A 15,254-nucleotide genomic window follows, 5' to 3' on the forward strand; every position below is an offset into this window, starting at 1 on the left:
GCGACGGTGTCCTCTCAGGCGGCGCTCAGCGCGCGCTGGTGCAGCTCGGTGACGACCTTGCGGGCGGATTCCAAGGCCCCCGACTGCCAGGCGATCATGTGGCTCAGCCAGTCGCCCGCGAAGTACACGCGGCCGGCGGGCTTGTTGAGGAGTTGGTACGCGCCCTGGCGCGACGGCCAGCCCACCCATGCGCCCTCGATGTGCGGCTGGAGTTTCCAGGCGACAGACACCGACGAGGCCAGCTCGTCGCGGTACTTCGCGCCGTGGATCCGCATCCCCTGCTCGACCGCGCGGCGCTCGCGATCGGCGTGCTTGAGTGCGGCGTACGCGTCGGCCTGGGCGCCGAAGTTGTAGTAGCCGACGACCAGGCCGCGGGCCGCGCCGTACCCGTAGGAGGGGTACCAGATGGTGGCGAGGTCGAGGTCGGTGCTGGTGATGCCGCCGTAGATGTCCTCGTCGATCTCCCACCAGCGGCGGCGGTATTCCAGCCCGATCTTGCCCGAGTTGGCGACGGTCGGAGTGGAGAGGGCGGCCTGGATCTCCGTGCCCAGGTTGTGCGGGGTTCTGGCGAGGATGTGCGGGGGCATCGCCGCGACGCACAGGTCCGCCTTGATCATTTGGGTGCGGCCGTGGCGGTCCTGGTACTCCACCTCTACGCCGTCCGGCAGGTCGGTGATCTTGGTGACGGTGGAGCGCAGCCGGATCCGTTGCCGCCCGATCCTGCCGGCGAGGGCTCGCGGGATCGCGTCCATGCCGCCGACCGGCTGGAACATCAGCATGGCCTGGTCGTAACCGAACTCGAACGAGAACCGCTGCCCGATGCCGCTCGCCAGCACCTCCGACAGCGATGGCACCGGTCCGAGCACCGTTCCCGGCTGCTCGCCCGCGCCCGGGTTCACGCTGTAGCCGCGGCGGGAGCTTCCGGTGTACTTGAACCCGCTCGCCTTGTTGCCCACCGCCCCGAAGCCCGACAGGAAGGTGATCAGCCGCTCCTTGTCCTGCGTGGTCAGCGCGGCGTCCAACGCGCCCGCGTCGGTGGCGCGCGACAGGAGCTCGGAGACGTACCCGTAGACGTCGGCCTTGGCCGTACGCCAGCGGACGGGGGCCGGCATGTTCTGGTGATAGATGTAGGCCTGGGCGTTGGAGTTGGTGAAGACTTCCAGGTCCACGCCGAGTTCGCGGCAGTAGTCCATGGTCACCATCCACTGCGCCAGCCGTGCCGGGCCGGCGTTCAGGTAGACGCCGTCCCGGAACTGCGCGACCTGCGTGGAGCCGTCCAACTCGGTCAGCCGGTCGCCGCCGCGGATGGTCCAGTTCCGCCCGCCCACCCGGTCGAGGGCCTCCAGGATCGTGCAGTCGTAACCCGCCTTACCCAGCTCGTACGCCGTGGCGAGGCCGGCCATCCCCGCGCCGAGGATCACGACCTTCTTCGCGGACCGCCCGGTGAGCGCGAAGTCGGACGGCTGCGGCGGGTCGAAGGCAGTCTTATCGGACGCCTCGGCGGACGGCGCAAGCCCGAGCGCCCCCATGGTCGAGAAGAGCGCTCCCGCGCCGCCGGATACTCCAACGGCGGACAGAAAGTCGCGTCTGCTGTACCCCAACACCCACCTCCATGATCTCGTTGGAGGTGAGTCTCGGGGTGCCTTGTTGCCACCTATTCGTCCCCGTGTTCCCAGTGAGTTTCGGGGTGATCAACGGGGATTTGAGGCGGATGTGAGCTCAGCCGGGCCGGACTCGCTTGTGGCCATAACCACCGGCAAGAAGGGCCAGCACCCCTTACCCGCGACCTGTAGCGGTCGGCATGTCCGTGCTGTTCTCGTCGTGCTCGCGCGGGGCCTGGGGGAACGGCTGCGGGCCTGGCAATGGGAGGCGATCGCGCTGGGCGCGGTCGCCATCGCCGTGCTCACGGTCGCGTACGGGGGCTGCCCTAAGGCCACCCCGAGCGCGACGCTGACCAGCGGGGTGATGAAGTGGCCGAGCGAGGCGTCGACCACGTGCCCGGTCATCGTCGCCCAGATGAACGACGCCCAGATGAACGACGCCCAGTTGGCGGACGTCAGCACGCCGACGAGGGTGAGCAGCGACAGTGCGCGCGGCCGGCGCATGATCGCGCCACACCGAGCACGACGCCTTGGGGAGCAACTGACACCCATCAACCGTACGCGCCCACGTCAGCCCCGGGATGCCGCCGGCCGCTCCCACGCCGTGTTTTCCCGGACGATCAGCCGATGAGGCCGGGGCGTCAGACCTGCTCGCGGAACCGCGTGCCGTAGGGGTTGTCGATCGCGTAGCGCCAGAAGCCGTCGGCGCCGCGGTGCGCCACGTCGGTGGCGGAGCCCTTCAGGTGCACGTGGGAACCGTCGGGGCCGGTGCCCTCGACCTCCCAGTCGAGGACGAACAGGGCGACGTCCCCCGCCACGTACAAGTGCCGGGCGTTGACCTTCATCGGCAGGCCGAACGACATGAAGCCCTCCAGGTGCCGCTCGATCTCGGCGGGGTCGGTCACCGGCTTACCCGAGTTGGTGACGAACACCGCGCCTTCCTCGTAGAGCCCCATCATCGCGCTGACCTTGCCGGAGTTGAAGCGCTCGAGAAGCGAAGCGGTGAGGCCTTCGGGCTCGGTCGGACGTTTGAAATCACTGGACATCGGTTTTCCTTTCAGACAAAGGAGATGACGGTACGGAAGCGGGACTTGCCTGCTGCGGTGTGCCGGTAGGCGTCGGCGGCGTGCTCCTTGTCGAAGACGTCCACCATCGGGGTCACCTTGCCTTCGCCGGCGATGCTCAGCGCCTCGACGAGGTACCGGGTGCCGTTGTGTGCGGAGCCCAGGATCTGGACGCTGTTCATGACCATCTGCATGTTGGTCACGGAGAGGGCGTCGAACGCGATGCCCATGAGCACCAGGCGTCCTCGGGGCGCCAGCCCTTGCATGGCGTCGGAGACGGCCTGGTTGGAGCCGTTGGTGTTCAGCAGCACGTCGGCGCCGCCTGCTTCGCGCAGCTGGGCGCCGTCAGAGACGACGACGTCGGCGCCGAGTTCGCGGGCCAGCTCCTGCTTGTCGGGTGAGCGGGTGACGGCGATGGTGGTGAAACCGGCGGCCTTGGCGTACTGGACGGCCAGGTGGCCGAGGCCGCCGATGCCGGAGACGGCGACGCGGTCGCCGGGCTGCGGGCTGGCGCGCCGCAGGCCCGCCCACGCGGTGTAGCCGACGCGCACATGATGGGCGCGGCGTGCTCGTACGACAGCCCGTCGGGCAGCGGCACCGTGGCCACGGCGGGGACGGCGACGTAGCCGGCGTGCGTCCCCGGCACGTTCATCCCGGTCAGCACGGGGCTCTCGCAGTTGGCGGCGGTGACGAAGTCGAGCGGCTCGCCCCGCCGGCACCACGCGCACACCCCGCACGCCTTCTGCAGGGTGACGATGCCGACCCGGTCGCCGACCTCGCGGGAGCTCACACCGTCACCGACCGCCACCACCTCACCCGCGCCTTCGTGCCCGAGCGCCATGGGGAAGCCGACTCCGAAGGAGAGCCTGCCCTGGGTGATCAGGACGTCCGTCCCGCAGATGCCGGAGGCGTGCACTCTCACCAGCACTTGACCTGCCGTTACCTCGGGGATCTCGGCGTCTCTGGTCTCCCAGGCGGTGTCGAGGGCGGGTACGACGACTGTTCGCATCTTCGTCACGGGTGTACTCCAAACATTTCATGGAACTGGCCTGTTCCATGAAAGTAGGTCCGCGGCGCCGGGCGTGTCAATAGATGCACACGTACGTACTATGAAATTCGGTGTTCGGCACTGTAAAATCGGGTTCCCGCAGGCGGAGGGCCTGCGGGGGAGCGTCAGGAGTTCGAGGCGACCGCATGGCCGAGACGAAGACACCACGCAAATACGAGTTGCGGCGACGCGCCGACGCGATGGAGACGACCCGCCGGCGGATCACCCAGGCGGCCGTCGAACTGCACGGCCGCATCGGGCCTGCCCAAACGACCATCGCGGGCATCGCCGAGCTGGCCGGGGTGCAGCGCCACACGGTCTACCGGCACTTCCCCACGGAGGAGGAGCTGTTCGCCGCCTGCTCCAGCGAATACTGGGGCCACCATCCATGGCCCGACGTCATGCCCTGGAAAGAGATCGGCTCCCCTTCTGACCGGCTCACCACGGCCCTGACCGCCCTCTACGGCTACTACGAGACCGTCGAGCAGATGCTCACGAACGCGCTGAGGGACGCGGCCACGGTCCCCCTGGTCGAACTGAGCCTGCAACCCTTCACCGAATACCTGGACGACGTGGCCGCCATCCTCATCGACGCCTACGCCCCCCAGGCCGCCGAGCCCGTCCTGCTGAAAGCGGCCGTCCACCACGCCGTGGAATTCCCCACCTGGCAATCCCTGATCCGCCGCCAAGGCCTTCAACCGGAGGCCGCCGTCACCCTCCTGACCCGCATGATAAGGTCCACGACCCCCTGAGCCCCGAGGCCGTGAAACCGGGAGCGCGCCACCGTGGCAGACCAGAACGGCCCTTCGCGACCCAGCAGGAAGCGGGAGCGTCACTTCACGTGAACGACCCTCTGGATCAGGCCGAGCTCGCGGGCCCGTACGCCGGCCCGGAAGCGTGATTCGGCGCCCAGCGCGTCCATCGGCTCGACTTGCGGGCCACGCGCGACAGCCATGGCCAACCTGCTTGCTTACGTGCCTGACAGACCTTCAAGCAGCTGACCAGCTATTTCGCTTCGCTGCCCAAGATAACGACGGTACCGGGTATCGGAGTGGTCCGGGAAACATCGGCTGCAGACGGTCTGGTCCGGTCGCGAGGTTGGACAATCAACTTGCGCTCACAGCCGCCGGTCTAGACCCCGCGGCGAGGTCGGCCCAGGTCGGCCGCCCCAAGGCGTCGGTTCGTTGGTCCGGACGAGCGCTCAGGGAGACACGGAACGGCCTTCCCGATTTGCCCCGGGAAGGCCGTTGTCTTTCCTCCAGGCCCCGGACAACCGCGCCGGACAACTCGCCCTTGAACGGCTGTCGAGCGTCCCGAAGGCGGTCATAGCGAAGACAGGAGCTATTCGGCCGGGCCGAACTGGGCCGTGTAGCAGCGCGGACAAACGATCACCTTGGCGCTGCCCGGAACCTTCCAGCGATACCGGCACAGGCGCGTGCGCCGGCAGCGGATGAGCGTGTCGTTCGGCAGCAACTCGCCCACCTGAGCGAACCCGCTGCCGTCCCCGCGGTCAGCTGGCGGCTGCGGTGGTGCTGCGGTGGTGGTCGAGGGGGTGGCTGGTGCTGGGTCGGTGGGGTGCAGGCCGCGGTCGTCGAGGGTGAAGGTGTGGCCGTCGGCGGGAAGATGATGTTGGGCCGGTCGGAGCTGGTGACTTCGTCGCCGAGGTGGGTGGGGACGAGGGTGAGGGCGGGGTGGCGGTCGGCGAGGGCAGGGTGGACACTGCACCAACTGAACCGCGGCCGGGCTCCTGGGCGGCCTGGTGCCGGCGCTGGCCGGCCACCGCGACCAGGCGTGTACGCCTACAGCCCGCCCGGCCCGGGCCGCCCGCACCGGCGCGGTGTCGGGCGCACCCGCTCGCATCCTGCAGATCCACCGGCGGGAGGGACGTCTTGCCCCTTCACCCCAGTGTGGAAGAGGCGATCACTCGTCTGACACCGGCCGACGTGGGCCATCCGCGGCAACCGGCCTGATCTGCCTGACCGGCGGCCGGTGGAAACGAGCCGGAAGGCATCGGCGCTGAACGACCGTGGCCGGCCTGCGGGGAGCCGCGGCCGCTCACGCCTGCGCGCATCGGCGGCTCCCACGGGCGGGCGAGGCGATGGTTACCTCGCCGTGGCTGCGCCGGCCTGGCCGGGTGCGGACGCCACCGTCGCGGTGTCCGCACCCGGCCTCACGGGTGGTGCGGGGCTGCCTTAGCGGGAGACCGACCAGTAGAAGTTGGGGGTGTAGCCGTCGTCGTGCAGGACGGTGTACTCGTTGGGGAGGTTGCCGTAGACGGGCCGGATGGCGTCGCTGGTGGTGTAGGAGACGAACTTGACGGTGCGCCAGTCACCGTTGCGGTCGGGCTCGGCCCGCCACAGGAACTCATCGCCGCTGCCGCAGGTCTTGACGACGGCACTGGGCAGGCCTTCGACCCAGCCGCCGGGAACGGCGCACTTGTTGGACTTGGCGTTGCGCATGCGGAACCAGACCTGGCCGCGCCGCGTTTGCGCTTCTTCGAAGAACCACTCGTTGGCCGGAGGGATCACGCCGGCCTCCCAGGCGAGCAGGCGGCAGAAGCCGTCGACGCACGAGGGGTCGGAGTAGCCCTCGTGAATGAGGTAGCCGTTGGTCTTGACGTTCTCGACCACGTGGCGGCGGCCGTCGTCGACGAACGGCGGCATGTCCGCGACCGGCGCGGGCGGGGGCACGGGCACGGGGGTAGGGGCGTGCGCCAGCTGGGCGGACTCGGCTGACCGGACCGACTGGGCTGACCGGTCGGGGGTCGCGCCCGCCGGCGCGGGCATGAGCAGGCCGCCGGCCAGTGCGAACGCTGACAGCGCGGCCGGAAGGCCGATCTTGATGGCGGTACGCGGCGACTTCATGGGGTTCCTTTCGCGAGAGAGTGCTGGAGGATGCGCATGGATGGGCGGGGACGGCCGCTGGACGAAGCGGCGGTCGAGAGGTCGGCCGTCACGGTTGACGACGCGGGCACGTCCCGGAGGAGCTCGCTCGCGCGGCGCGTGCGGCGCCGGGCCCGCCACTCGTTCGATGACCATTACCGCGGGTCCTGCCTGCGGCCGGCGCTCAGGCGGCCCGCTGGCGGAATTTGTCCAGCGCGGCGATCAGGGCCGGCGGGTCGATGATGCCGTAGCCGTACTCGTAGTCGAAGCCGGCCGTGCTGCGGTCCTCGGCGGTGCGTTGCAGCAGGGTGCGCAGCTGGGAGGGGAACAGGCGCGAGCCGGGGTGCCGGGTGCGCAGGGCCGCGATGACGCCGGCGGCGACGGGGCAGGCGGTGGAGGTGCCCGTGTCGGCGCGAAGATCGGTGGCCTCGGAGCCGAGGAAGTGGGTGTAGGAGCTGATGTCGGGCTTCTTGTCGGCCAGCCGGGCGGGGCCTTTGGTGGAGTAGCCGGCGCGCGTTCCGTGGACGTCGACGCCGGCCACGGTGACGGCCTTGGGGTGGCCGTTGGCGCCGACGATGTCGAAGAAGGCGTCCGGGTTGCTGTTGGGGCAGTCCTGGCCGCCGTTGCCGGCGGAGAAGACGATGTCGGCGCCGGCCGCTTCCAGGCTGCCGAGCATGACGTTGAACGGGTGCATCGGGTTGCCGGCGTAGTTGCCGGGATGTCCTGGCGGCAGGTCGTCGTTCCTGTTGTTGAGTCCCCAGCTGTTGCTGACCACCAGAGTGCGGGAAGCCTCGGGCAGGTTCATCAGCACCTGCCACAGGTGGGCGTAGGCGGCTACGGCGTCCGACAGCAGACCGGTGACGGTGGTCTTGCGGGTCTGCATGATGGGGATGTCGAGCAGGGTCGCCTTCGGCGCGGCGATCAGCGCGTTGAACGCGCACAGGCTGCCGTGGGCGACCGGGTAGCGGCCGGGGTTCGGTTGGGTGCCCGGAGGGCTCCAGCTGCGGTCGCCGTCGATGAGGAACCGGCGGCCGAGTTTGGTGCTGACGTGGTCGTAGTTGATGCCGCCGTCCACGATCGCCAGCAGGACGTCGTGCCCGTCGTAACCGGCTGCGTGCAACTGTTCGACGTGCAGGAGGCGTTCGACGTCGTGCCAGTCCCCGAGCGGCACATCGCCGTCGCAGGCCAGGGTGGTGCCGATGGCGGGGTCGGCGAAGACACCCCTCACCTCGCGCACGGTCGAGGTCAGCAGGTTCCACCGAGCGGGCAGCTCGTCCTCGGCTATCTCCCCGCGTACCAGCACCGAGGCGTGCTCGGCGGACCGGGAGAAGCTGCCCGGATGCGGGCTGAGCGAGGACAGCAGGCCGCCGCTGCGTGGCGTGGCCGTAGAGGCGGGGCCGGGCAGCGGCACCGGCTTGAAGACCTGGTCGAGAAGGACACCGGGCAGATCACCGACCACATCGGCGACGGTGGATGCCACGCCGGGATCGAGAACCGAGGTGATGACGTCTTGGGGCGGGCGCAGCTGGATCAGGACACGCACGACAGTTCACCTACTCTGCGAAGGCGGCCATAAGACCGCTGCAGGGACATGGAGGAAGGCGGCCGGGGCGAGGACATCGCCGAGCCGCCACCGGGATCCCTCCCGCCCTGACCGGGGCGAGAGAGACGCTGGACAGCGCAGTTCAGCGACCGATCACCACAGTGGGGACACAACTACTCGCAAACGCAGTAGCAACGCCCACCCCCGCTCCCGGCGCCGACCTGAACGAGGTAAGGGCCGTTCGGGCCGAACACGATGGCGTAGGTGATCCCGCCGATCGTGAGTGTGCCGCCGCCCCCGCCGCCGGTGTTCCCGCCCCCGGTGTTGCCGGCGCCGGTGTTGCCGCCGCCGACCGGGATGAGGATGAGCTGGCCGTTCGGGCCGTACCCGATGGTGTAGGTGTTGCCGCCGATCGTGAGTGTGCCGCCACCTCCACCACCTGTGTTGCCGCCCCCGGTGTTGTCGCCGCCGCCGTGGGGTGTGGTGATGCAGTCCGGTTGCGGGTGCACGCAGATGGTGCTGATCGCGGTGGCCGGGACGTCGGTGCCGGTTTCGTTGGCGCCGGCGGTGGCGGTGTTGTGGAAGGTGCCGGCTGCGGTCACCTTGGCGTGGAGGATCAGGTGGGCGGTGGCGCCCACGGGCAGGGTGCCGACGTCCCACAGTCCGGTGGCAGGGTCGTAGGCGCCGGTGCTGGGGGTGGCGGACAGGAACGCCAGGGTGGCGGGCAGCTTGTCGATGACCTGTACGCCGGTGGCCTGGGTGGGGCCGTGGTTGGTGACGGCCAGGTGGTAGGTGACGACCTCGCCGACGGTGGCGTGCACCTGGTTGGCGGCCTTGATGAGGCCGAGATCCACCGCGCGGGCGGTGTTGTGGGTGGAGCTGTTGGAGGTCGAGGTCAGATGCTCGACCTCGTCGCCGTAGGTGTTGTCGTAGGTGGCCTCGGCCTGGTTGGCCAGGGCGCGACCGGTGCCGTCGCGTTCTACCTTGACCCGGAACTCCACGGTGGTGCCGTCGGGCAGCTCGGTGGTGGGGTGGAGCATGCCGCCATGGCCGTCGCCCGCGCCGTCGCCGAGGGGGATGGTCAGCCGCCGGATGCCGGCGTCGTAGCGGCTGTTGCGGCCGCTGTTCTTGGCACCGGAGCCGGGGCCGTCCACGATGCGCAGCGAGCCGTCGACGTAGCTGGTGCCGGCGGGGATGACATCGCGCAGGATGACGTTCTCGGCCGGGACACCGCCTTCGTTTTTGAGGTTGACGCGGTAGGTGATGGTGTCGCCGACCCCGGCTCCCGTCTCGGGCTCGACGCTCTTGGTCACCACCACGCAGGGCGCGGTGCCGAAGAAGATGCCGTCCAGGAAGTTGCCGATGGTGGAGTCTCCGCCGGCGGCCGAGACGGACTTGAAGGCGAAGCGGGTGGTGCTCTGACCGGCCGGCACCGTGTAGGAGCCGGTGTGCTCGCCCCAGGCGTCGGTGCCGTCGGCGAGGTCGGCGCTCTCGTAATTCGGGGCGAACTGCTGCCCGCCGGCCGGGGGCGGGCCGATCTGCACCCTCATGGTGTCCTCGCCGTTTCGGCCGCGGTGCAGCAGCCGCCAGTACAGCCGGGTGCCGGGGGTGGTGGGCAGGTCTTGGTAGAGGGTGGAGACCTGGTTGGCGTTCAGTTCGGCGAACTGCTTGCCGTCGCCGGCGGGCACGCCCCGGTAGCCGTGCGGCCACAGCTCGATCTGGCCGTCGGTGGCGGTGGTGAACCAGCCCGGCACATCGTTCTGGTCCTGGAAGTCCACGTCGTTGCCGGGGATCGTGGGTTCTTCGAAGCTGCCGTTGATCAGGGCGATCCGCTGCGGGCAGCCGCCCGGGGCGGGTTGCTGGGGCATGGACACGAGGGAGCCCTTTCTGTGGGGGATGTCCGGTGGAGCCTCCGAACCGGTCGGCGGAGGACAGGCAGGAGCCGCTGTCACGGCGGCGGATTTCGTGCGGGTCCAGCGGTTCAGCACGCGCCGCAGGACGACAGGGACGAAGTCGTGGCTGGAGAACACAGGATTTTCAGCGGCGATCGCCGGCCCGGGCGGACGCTCTTCTGCGGGCCGGGCGATGTGGGGGTGGTCGGGGGTCGGCACGCTCGCGGCGGCGGCCCTCGAAGCGGGCGGGGGTTGTTCAACGGCCGGCGGGTGATCCGTGGCCGATGGTCGATGGCCAGGCGGCGCTGCTTGCGCGTGGTGCGCGGAAAGGAGTCACGTGGCGTTGCCGGGCGGTCAGCGCCGCGTCGTACGGCTAGGGTGTGGGCTGCTCGGGAAGGGTGGTGCCGGGGCAGGTGGCGGCGATGGCGCTCTTCTCCCGTTCATCGGCGCTCAGGCCCCAGCGGCGTTGGATCGCGGTCCATTCGGCGGCGTAGCGGCAGTGGACGGACTTGTACGGGGGCAGCTATTCGGCCACATCACGGTCGGCCTTCGCCGGTTGCTGCGGACGGTGACGGCGACCAGGTGGTGGGCGGCGTCCAGATCGTTGGCGTAGGCCACACGCTGCTCGACGGTCCAGGCCGAGGCGCCCGAGTCCCATGCTTCGGCCAGCGGCACGACATGGTCGATGTCGAGGTCGGCCGCATCCTCGATGAGTACCTCGCGGCGGGAGTGCGGTGGAAGTTGGTGCGCTGGTAGCCGTCGCGGCTCTCGTCCGCGGCGGGCAACTCGGCGACCGCAACCGCAAGCAGCAGCAGGGGCGGGAGCGAGGGAGGCCAGGTGCGTCGCTGTGATCGCGGTGGCGGTGAGGGAACGCAGGGGAACAGACATGATCCTCCAGCGGCCAAGGAGGTTGGCGGGGCAGGCGCCCAGCACACCGATATGTACAGACAGTAGTTGGATAACTACTGTCAGTTATAGAGCGTGAGGGTGACGCCTCGCTTACTTGAGCAAGAGAATTCGGATTAGCTGTTACAGCCATACGTTTTGAGCTGTTGCTGCCCCGCTCATTACCCCGGCCATGAGCCCGGCTTGATGACGTTCTCCGCCACAGCAGAGCCAGCCCGTCACCCTTTGGAAAGCTTCCCCAGCCGCCCCCGGCGGCCGAGCGCCGGGCACGGTCGCGGCCTCGGTCGAGTGCTTCCTCAACTCCCTGCAGGCCGCCACCACCCGGCGCAACTACACTGCCACGCTCGCCCGCCTGACCGCCCAGGCCGGCCAGCGGCCCGTCGCGGGCCTCGCCCCGGACGACTACGCCGCCGCCATGGACCGATGGGCGAGCGCGGCGGCGGCCACCTGGAACCGGCACCTGTCCGCCCTGGCCTCCTTCACCGCCTGGAAACGCTCTTCACCGACCAGGCGCACGTCCTGCGCGAACGCGAGCTGTGGCGCAGGCCCGGACGGCTTCACCGATCCTGGTTTGCTCGCGCTCCTCGGCGCGCCCGGCTCGTACGGTTCGGATCGCGCCGAGGGCGCGGTCGTGCTCGGCGCTCATCGCACCCACGCTCGCCTGGGTCTGCTCGGAGGCGGTGCGGATGCCCGCCAGCATGACCTCGATCAGTGCCGTGGACGCGCCGATGATGACCAGCACGAGGGTGAACAGGGCCGGGTCCAGCCAGAGCATCAGGGCGATGGCCACCACCGCGGCCAGCGTGCTGGTGATGATGTCCACGACGGCGTTGGGCGATCACGTCGCGGAGCTGCCCGGCGTCGGTGCCGACGCGGGAGATGAGGTCGGCGCGCCGGTGCCGGCCGTAGACGTCCATCGGCAGCCGCAGCAACCGCCGATCATGCCGGTGTGCAGCCCGAACACCACGTGCTCGGCGGTGCGGCCCACGGCGTAGCGCCCGTACGCCTGCACCGCGGCCTGCGCGGCGAACGGCCCGGCCAGCAACGGCTGTGCCATGCCCAGCCCGGCGCCCAGCCCGGCGCCCAGCAGGCCGAGCAGCACGGCCATGGCGACGACCGGCCGGTGCGCGCGCAGCAGCCGGGCCAGGTGCCGGGCTCCGGCCCTTTCGGGACCGGGTGCCGCGCTCACCCGTCGCCGGCCGGTGGGGGGATGACGATGGTGGGGTGGAAGCGGGCGGGCGGCTCGTCGATGGGACGGCCGTCCGCCTCGATCCAGGCGTGGGCGGCGAACGGGTGCACGCGTACTCCCGTACACCAGGTGGGCCAGGCCCCGTGCAGCCGGCACAGGAGCGCGGCGGCGATCGAGCGCGGCAGGCATCCCTGCCCGGCACAGAACAGGCTGACCGCGATCACCGCGTCCCGCGCCCGCTTGGCCTGATCGGCGGTGGCCGGGACGGCGCCGCGCCGGGCGAGCTCCAGCACGGCCCGGATCCGGGCCGGCGGCAGCCGGGCGATCAGGCGCGCGGCGGCCACCGCGGCCAAGGCGGGCGGACGACGGCGCCAGGACAGGCGCGGCCGCTCAGCGGGCAACATGGGAACGCTCACCGCTGCTCCTCCTCGACCAGACCGGCTTCGCGTAGCTGGGCCAGGAACGCGGCGACGTCGGCCTCGGCGGTGGGCGCGGCGGCGGGATGGGCGCGTGCCAGGTCGCCGGCCGCTCCGGCGGGGTCGCCGCCCGCCAGCAGGCTGCGCAGCACCAGCGTCGCGGTGGCATTGAGCTGCAGGTAGCGGCCTGTGCGCTCGTCCAGCAGCACGGCGGCCTCGTCGACGGAGGTGAAGGTGACACCGGGGCGAAGTCTCATGGTCGTCTCTCATGGTCGGGGGCGGGCAGGGCGCGCAGCCAGTTCTCCATGGCGGCGAACAGCTCCAGGTCGCCGCCGGGATCGGCCTGTGCCGGGGTGCGCAGGCAGGCGCGGCGCAGCGCGGTCTCGTCGGCCAGCCCGAGCGCGGCCAGCCGGGAGCCGTCGGCGAGTGCGACGAGCTGGTCGCGGTGGCGGCGCAGCCCCTCGAAGAGGGTGCTGGAGAACTCGCCCTTGGTGGTGCGGCGCAGGCACTGCTCGGGGACGCGGCCGGCCATGGCCGCGACCGTCAGAGGCTTGTAGGCGCCGGGGCGGGCGCGCTGGTCCAGGCGGGTGGCCAGGCAGGCGTCGATCACGGCGGTGTCCAGGTACGGTGCGTGCACGGCGGCTCCGTGGCGGGCGGTCAGGCGCTGCAGCTGACTCAGGTCGGCGGCGCTGTCGTGGATGACGGCGGCGATCTGGTGCTGGGCCCGCCGCCCCGCCAGCGGCCGGGCATCGGCGGCGGCCCGGCGCAGCATCGGACCGAGGGCGGCGGCGACGTCAGGGTGGGCCCACGAGGGCAGCCGCATCGGCCCCTCCCAGCCCAGCTCCGGCCGGTACCGCGACGGATGCGGCGCGGTGAGCAGGTCGGCCTGGGAGGCCAGCCAGCCGGGATAGGAGCGGTGTTCGGCCACCGCGGTCAGGCTGGCGGCAAGCGGCCAGCGGGCCAGCGCCCGGTACTCGCGCAACCGCGACCACCACGACAGGGGCCGCGCCCGTACCAGATCGTGCAGGTGGCACGGCGGCACGAAGGTGACCTCGTCCCCGCCGTGCCCGGTCAGGTGGACGCGGGCTCCGTGATCGGCGAGCAACGCGGCCACGGCGACGTCGCGCCGTACCGTGGTGATCACGCCGAGCGGCTCGTCCAGGCCGGTCACCGGTTCGGCCACGCCGGCGTATCGGCCGGGCACCTCGCCGGGGGCGAGCACCAGGTGGTCACCCGTCAGCAGGCGGGCCGCCCTGGAAGCCCACCGTTCGTCGTCGTGATCGGCTTGGTCCACGCCGGTCCGTACGGTGACCAGCCGGCCGCCGCCGTCCTGGACGGCGCTTTGGGCCAGGAAACACAGCGGGGTGGAGTCCAGCCCGCCGGACAGGTCGGCCGCGATCGTCTCCCCCGCGCGGGTACGGCAGGCCACCGCCTCGGCCAGCGCCCGTCCCACCAGCGGAGCGGCTTCCCGCAGGTCCATGACGGGCTCGGGCGGACGCCACCACCGGGTCAGCCGTACCGGCCCGTTCGCGGGCAGGTCGGCGGCGTGGCCGGGGGGAACGGCGTGCACGTTCCGCCACATCGAGCCTGACAGGACGGGCGAGGTGGATTGCAGCAGGCGCACCATGAGCCGGTCGAGGTCCACCTCGGAGCCGTGCCAGACGGCCAGCAGGTCGGCCCGGTCGGCGGCCACCGCCGACGCGCCGGCTCTGGTGTGGAAGACCCTGCGCATTCCGGCGGCGTCGCCGCGCACACGCACTTCACCATCCACCGCCGTGACCAGGTGGAAACTGCCGGGCAGCCCGGCCACCAGCTCGTCGGCCGAGCCGAGGCCCGTGAGCCGGGCCGCCCGGCGTTCCAGGTCGGCGGCGGTGACCGGACAGCACCCGATCACCGCCACCCGGATCGGGCCGGCGACGGCGCAGACCAGCGCCCCAGCGGTGAAGGCTCCGATCAGGCACGGCCGGCCGGAGGCGTGGCGCAGCGTCACGTCCGCTCCCGGCCGCGCGGCCAGGCCGGCCGCGCAGTCCTGGGCCGCGGCGCTGTCAGGCAGCACCGCGAACCACTCACTCCCTTGAGCCGGCACCGATCACACCTGGCCGTCAGCCCCAGAAGCCGCGGCCACGGGAGTCCCAGCCGTAAAACCCCTCGCCACGGGTCACCTTGGCGAAGGCACCGGCCTCCTCCATGGTCGGCGGCTCGTACGGAGCCTGCTGGATCTCGTACTGATCCATGATGTTCTCCTCTCTTCGGTATGGCGCGCCTGGTTGGCGCTCCATGTCTTCCAACTAGCCCATCTACCTCCCTAAATAACGCAAAGCAACAATTATGTCACTCTAGGTAATGAAACGCTCGCCGCTCCTGTCCGGGCGGCGCGGGGTGATGGCTGAGCAGGTCATCGAGGCCACCATGCAGGTGATCGAGACGGTGGCCGTAATCCTGCAGCACCTGTGGGAGCAGGAACCGACCCCGACCGGCATCTGACCGCCTGGGAAGCGCTCGAAACGCTGGGGCTTCTGATCGACGATCGCGCGTTCATGGTCCGAAGGCTCCAACGTGCGTGACAGGTCTTCAAGCAGCTGACCTGCTAGGGCGTGTATTTGGTTGTGATCAATCTGCGGGATCCGCCCTCGTTTCGGGGTCCGATCCGGTAGATCGTTTTGCGTGACGCGAGTGCAATTGACGGATGTGGAGTGGGAGTTCATCGAGCCCT

At 70.5% G+C, this 15,254-nt stretch carries 17 protein-coding genes and 2 pseudogenes; 4 read left to right on the forward strand and 15 right to left on the reverse strand.

Annotated features, from left to right (window positions below; all coding sequences use genetic code 11):
• Positions 1-14: 14 nt before the first annotated feature.
• On the reverse strand, positions 15-1,601 hold the full coding sequence (locus ACTWPW_RS33915; RefSeq protein WP_443171003.1) for an FAD-dependent oxidoreductase: 1,587 nt from the start codon (positions 1,599-1,601) through the stop codon (positions 15-17).
• Between the two features lie 220 nt (positions 1,602-1,821).
• Here ACTWPW_RS33915 and ACTWPW_RS33920 point away from each other — a divergent pair, with 220 nt between their 5' ends.
• The gene (locus tag ACTWPW_RS33920; RefSeq protein ID WP_443171004.1) at positions 1,822-2,232 is read left to right on the forward strand and encodes a hypothetical protein; all 411 of its coding nucleotides are present in this window, start codon (positions 1,822-1,824) and stop codon (positions 2,230-2,232) included.
• Positions 2,233-2,242: 10 nt separating this feature from the next.
• Here the strand turns inward: ACTWPW_RS33920 and ACTWPW_RS33925 are convergent, their stop codons facing one another.
• From ACTWPW_RS33925 to ACTWPW_RS33935, 3 genes and pseudogenes are all read right to left on the reverse strand, one after another.
• Positions 2,243-2,647, reverse strand: a complete 405-nt coding sequence (locus ACTWPW_RS33925; RefSeq protein ID WP_443171005.1) for a YybH family protein — start codon at positions 2,645-2,647, stop codon at positions 2,243-2,245.
• An 11-nt stretch (positions 2,648-2,658) separates the two neighbouring features.
• Positions 2,659-3,216, reverse strand: a complete 558-nt coding sequence (locus ACTWPW_RS33930) for a zinc-binding dehydrogenase (RefSeq protein WP_443171006.1) — start codon at positions 3,214-3,216, stop codon at positions 2,659-2,661.
• Positions 3,217-3,308: 92 nt separating this feature from the next.
• A pseudogene (locus tag ACTWPW_RS33935) lies at positions 3,309-3,674 on the reverse strand (alcohol dehydrogenase catalytic domain-containing protein); the annotation flags it as partial.
• A 185-nt stretch (positions 3,675-3,859) separates the two neighbouring features.
• Here ACTWPW_RS33935 and ACTWPW_RS33940 point away from each other — a divergent pair.
• Complete coding sequence (locus ACTWPW_RS33940; protein WP_443171007.1) at positions 3,860-4,465, forward strand: TetR/AcrR family transcriptional regulator; 606 nt, start codon at positions 3,860-3,862, stop codon at positions 4,463-4,465.
• An 80-nt stretch (positions 4,466-4,545) separates the two neighbouring features.
• Here the strand turns inward: ACTWPW_RS33940 and ACTWPW_RS33945 are convergent, their stop codons facing one another.
• The 5 genes from ACTWPW_RS33945 to ACTWPW_RS33965 form a co-directional block, all read right to left on the reverse strand.
• Positions 4,546-4,668 (reverse strand): hypothetical protein, encoded by a 123-nt coding sequence (locus ACTWPW_RS33945; protein WP_443171008.1) that lies wholly within the window; start codon positions 4,666-4,668, stop codon positions 4,546-4,548.
• Between the two features lie 386 nt (positions 4,669-5,054).
• Positions 5,055-5,195: a hypothetical protein gene (locus tag ACTWPW_RS33950; protein ID WP_375117745.1), complete on the reverse strand. Its 141-nt coding sequence runs from the start codon at positions 5,193-5,195 to the stop codon at positions 5,055-5,057.
• A 710-nt stretch (positions 5,196-5,905) separates the two neighbouring features.
• Positions 5,906-6,577 (reverse strand): RICIN domain-containing protein, encoded by a 672-nt coding sequence (locus tag ACTWPW_RS33955; RefSeq protein ID WP_375117744.1) that lies wholly within the window; start codon positions 6,575-6,577, stop codon positions 5,906-5,908.
• A gap of 202 nt (positions 6,578-6,779) precedes the next feature.
• Positions 6,780-8,138, reverse strand: coding sequence for a S8 family serine peptidase (locus ACTWPW_RS33960; RefSeq protein ID WP_443171009.1), 1,359 nt, complete (start codon positions 8,136-8,138; stop codon positions 6,780-6,782).
• Positions 8,139-8,311: 173 nt separating this feature from the next.
• Positions 8,312-10,006 carry a DUF7507 domain-containing protein gene (locus tag ACTWPW_RS33965; RefSeq protein WP_443171010.1) on the reverse strand — a complete coding sequence of 565 codons (1,695 nt, stop codon included), beginning with the start codon at positions 10,004-10,006 and terminating at the stop codon, positions 8,312-8,314.
• Between the two features lie 1,234 nt (positions 10,007-11,240).
• Between ACTWPW_RS33965 and ACTWPW_RS33970 the strand changes: the two are divergent.
• Positions 11,241-11,420, forward strand: a pseudogene (locus ACTWPW_RS33970) (tyrosine-type recombinase/integrase); the annotation flags it as partial.
• A 15-nt stretch (positions 11,421-11,435) separates the two neighbouring features.
• Here ACTWPW_RS33970 and ACTWPW_RS33975 read toward each other — a convergent pair.
• From ACTWPW_RS33975 to ACTWPW_RS34000, 6 genes are read right to left on the reverse strand one after another with little or no spacing between them, the layout of a single operon-like run.
• On the reverse strand, positions 11,436-11,759 hold the full coding sequence (locus ACTWPW_RS33975; protein WP_443171011.1) for an ABC transporter transmembrane domain-containing protein: 324 nt from the start codon (positions 11,757-11,759) through the stop codon (positions 11,436-11,438).
• Positions 11,760-11,774: 15 nt separating this feature from the next.
• Positions 11,775-12,125 (reverse strand): hypothetical protein, encoded by a 351-nt coding sequence (locus tag ACTWPW_RS33980; RefSeq protein ID WP_443171012.1) that lies wholly within the window; start codon positions 12,123-12,125, stop codon positions 11,775-11,777.
• The gene (locus ACTWPW_RS33985) at positions 12,122-12,541 is read right to left on the reverse strand and encodes a lasso peptide biosynthesis B2 protein (RefSeq protein WP_443171013.1); all 420 of its coding nucleotides are present in this window, start codon (positions 12,539-12,541) and stop codon (positions 12,122-12,124) included. The genes ACTWPW_RS33980 and ACTWPW_RS33985 overlap by 4 nt, the downstream gene beginning before the upstream one ends.
• Entirely contained in the window at positions 12,538-12,798 is a 261-nt protein-coding gene (locus ACTWPW_RS33990) for a lasso peptide biosynthesis PqqD family chaperone (protein ID WP_443171014.1), read from the reverse strand. Before ACTWPW_RS33990 ends, ACTWPW_RS33985 begins: the two co-directional genes overlap by 4 nt.
• On the reverse strand, positions 12,795-14,597 hold the full coding sequence (locus ACTWPW_RS33995) for an asparagine synthase-related protein (RefSeq protein ID WP_443171015.1): 1,803 nt from the start codon (positions 14,595-14,597) through the stop codon (positions 12,795-12,797). Before ACTWPW_RS33995 ends, ACTWPW_RS33990 begins: the two co-directional genes overlap by 4 nt.
• Before the next feature lie 46 nt (positions 14,598-14,643).
• Positions 14,644-14,775, reverse strand: coding sequence for a lasso RiPP family leader peptide-containing protein (locus tag ACTWPW_RS34000; RefSeq protein ID WP_375117736.1), 132 nt, complete (start codon positions 14,773-14,775; stop codon positions 14,644-14,646).
• Between the two features lie 109 nt (positions 14,776-14,884).
• Between ACTWPW_RS34000 and ACTWPW_RS34005 the strand changes: the two genes are divergently transcribed.
• Positions 14,885-15,025: a hypothetical protein gene (locus ACTWPW_RS34005; RefSeq protein WP_443171016.1), complete on the forward strand. Its 141-nt coding sequence runs from the start codon at positions 14,885-14,887 to the stop codon at positions 15,023-15,025.
• Positions 15,026-15,254: the final 229 nt, after the last annotated feature.

It is taken from the genome of Nonomuraea sp. KM90 (genome assembly GCF_052246675.1).
Lineage (GTDB): Bacteria > Actinomycetota > Actinomycetes > Streptosporangiales > Streptosporangiaceae > Nonomuraea.

Coding starts and splice junctions, on each gene's coding strand:
- ACTWPW_RS33925 (WP_443171005.1), bottom strand. CDS start 2,647: ATGTCCAGTGATTTCAAACGTCCGACCGAGCCCGAAGGCCTCACCGCT.
- ACTWPW_RS33940 (WP_443171007.1), top strand. CDS start 3,860: ATGGCCGAGACGAAGACACCACGCAAATACGAGTTGCGGCGACGCGCC.
- ACTWPW_RS33945 (WP_443171008.1), bottom strand. CDS start 4,668: ATGGCTGTCGCGCGTGGCCCGCAAGTCGAGCCGATGGACGCGCTGGGC.
- ACTWPW_RS33955 (WP_375117744.1), bottom strand. CDS start 6,577: ATGAAGTCGCCGCGTACCGCCATCAAGATCGGCCTTCCGGCCGCGCTG.
- ACTWPW_RS33965 (WP_443171010.1), bottom strand. CDS start 10,006: ATGCCCCAGCAACCCGCCCCGGGCGGCTGCCCGCAGCGGATCGCCCTG.
- ACTWPW_RS33990 (WP_443171014.1), bottom strand. CDS start 12,798: ATGAGACTTCGCCCCGGTGTCACCTTCACCTCCGTCGACGAGGCCGCC.
- ACTWPW_RS34000 (WP_375117736.1), bottom strand. CDS start 14,775: ATGGATCAGTACGAGATCCAGCAGGCTCCGTACGAGCCGCCGACCATG.
- ACTWPW_RS34005 (WP_443171016.1), top strand. CDS start 14,885: ATGAAACGCTCGCCGCTCCTGTCCGGGCGGCGCGGGGTGATGGCTGAG.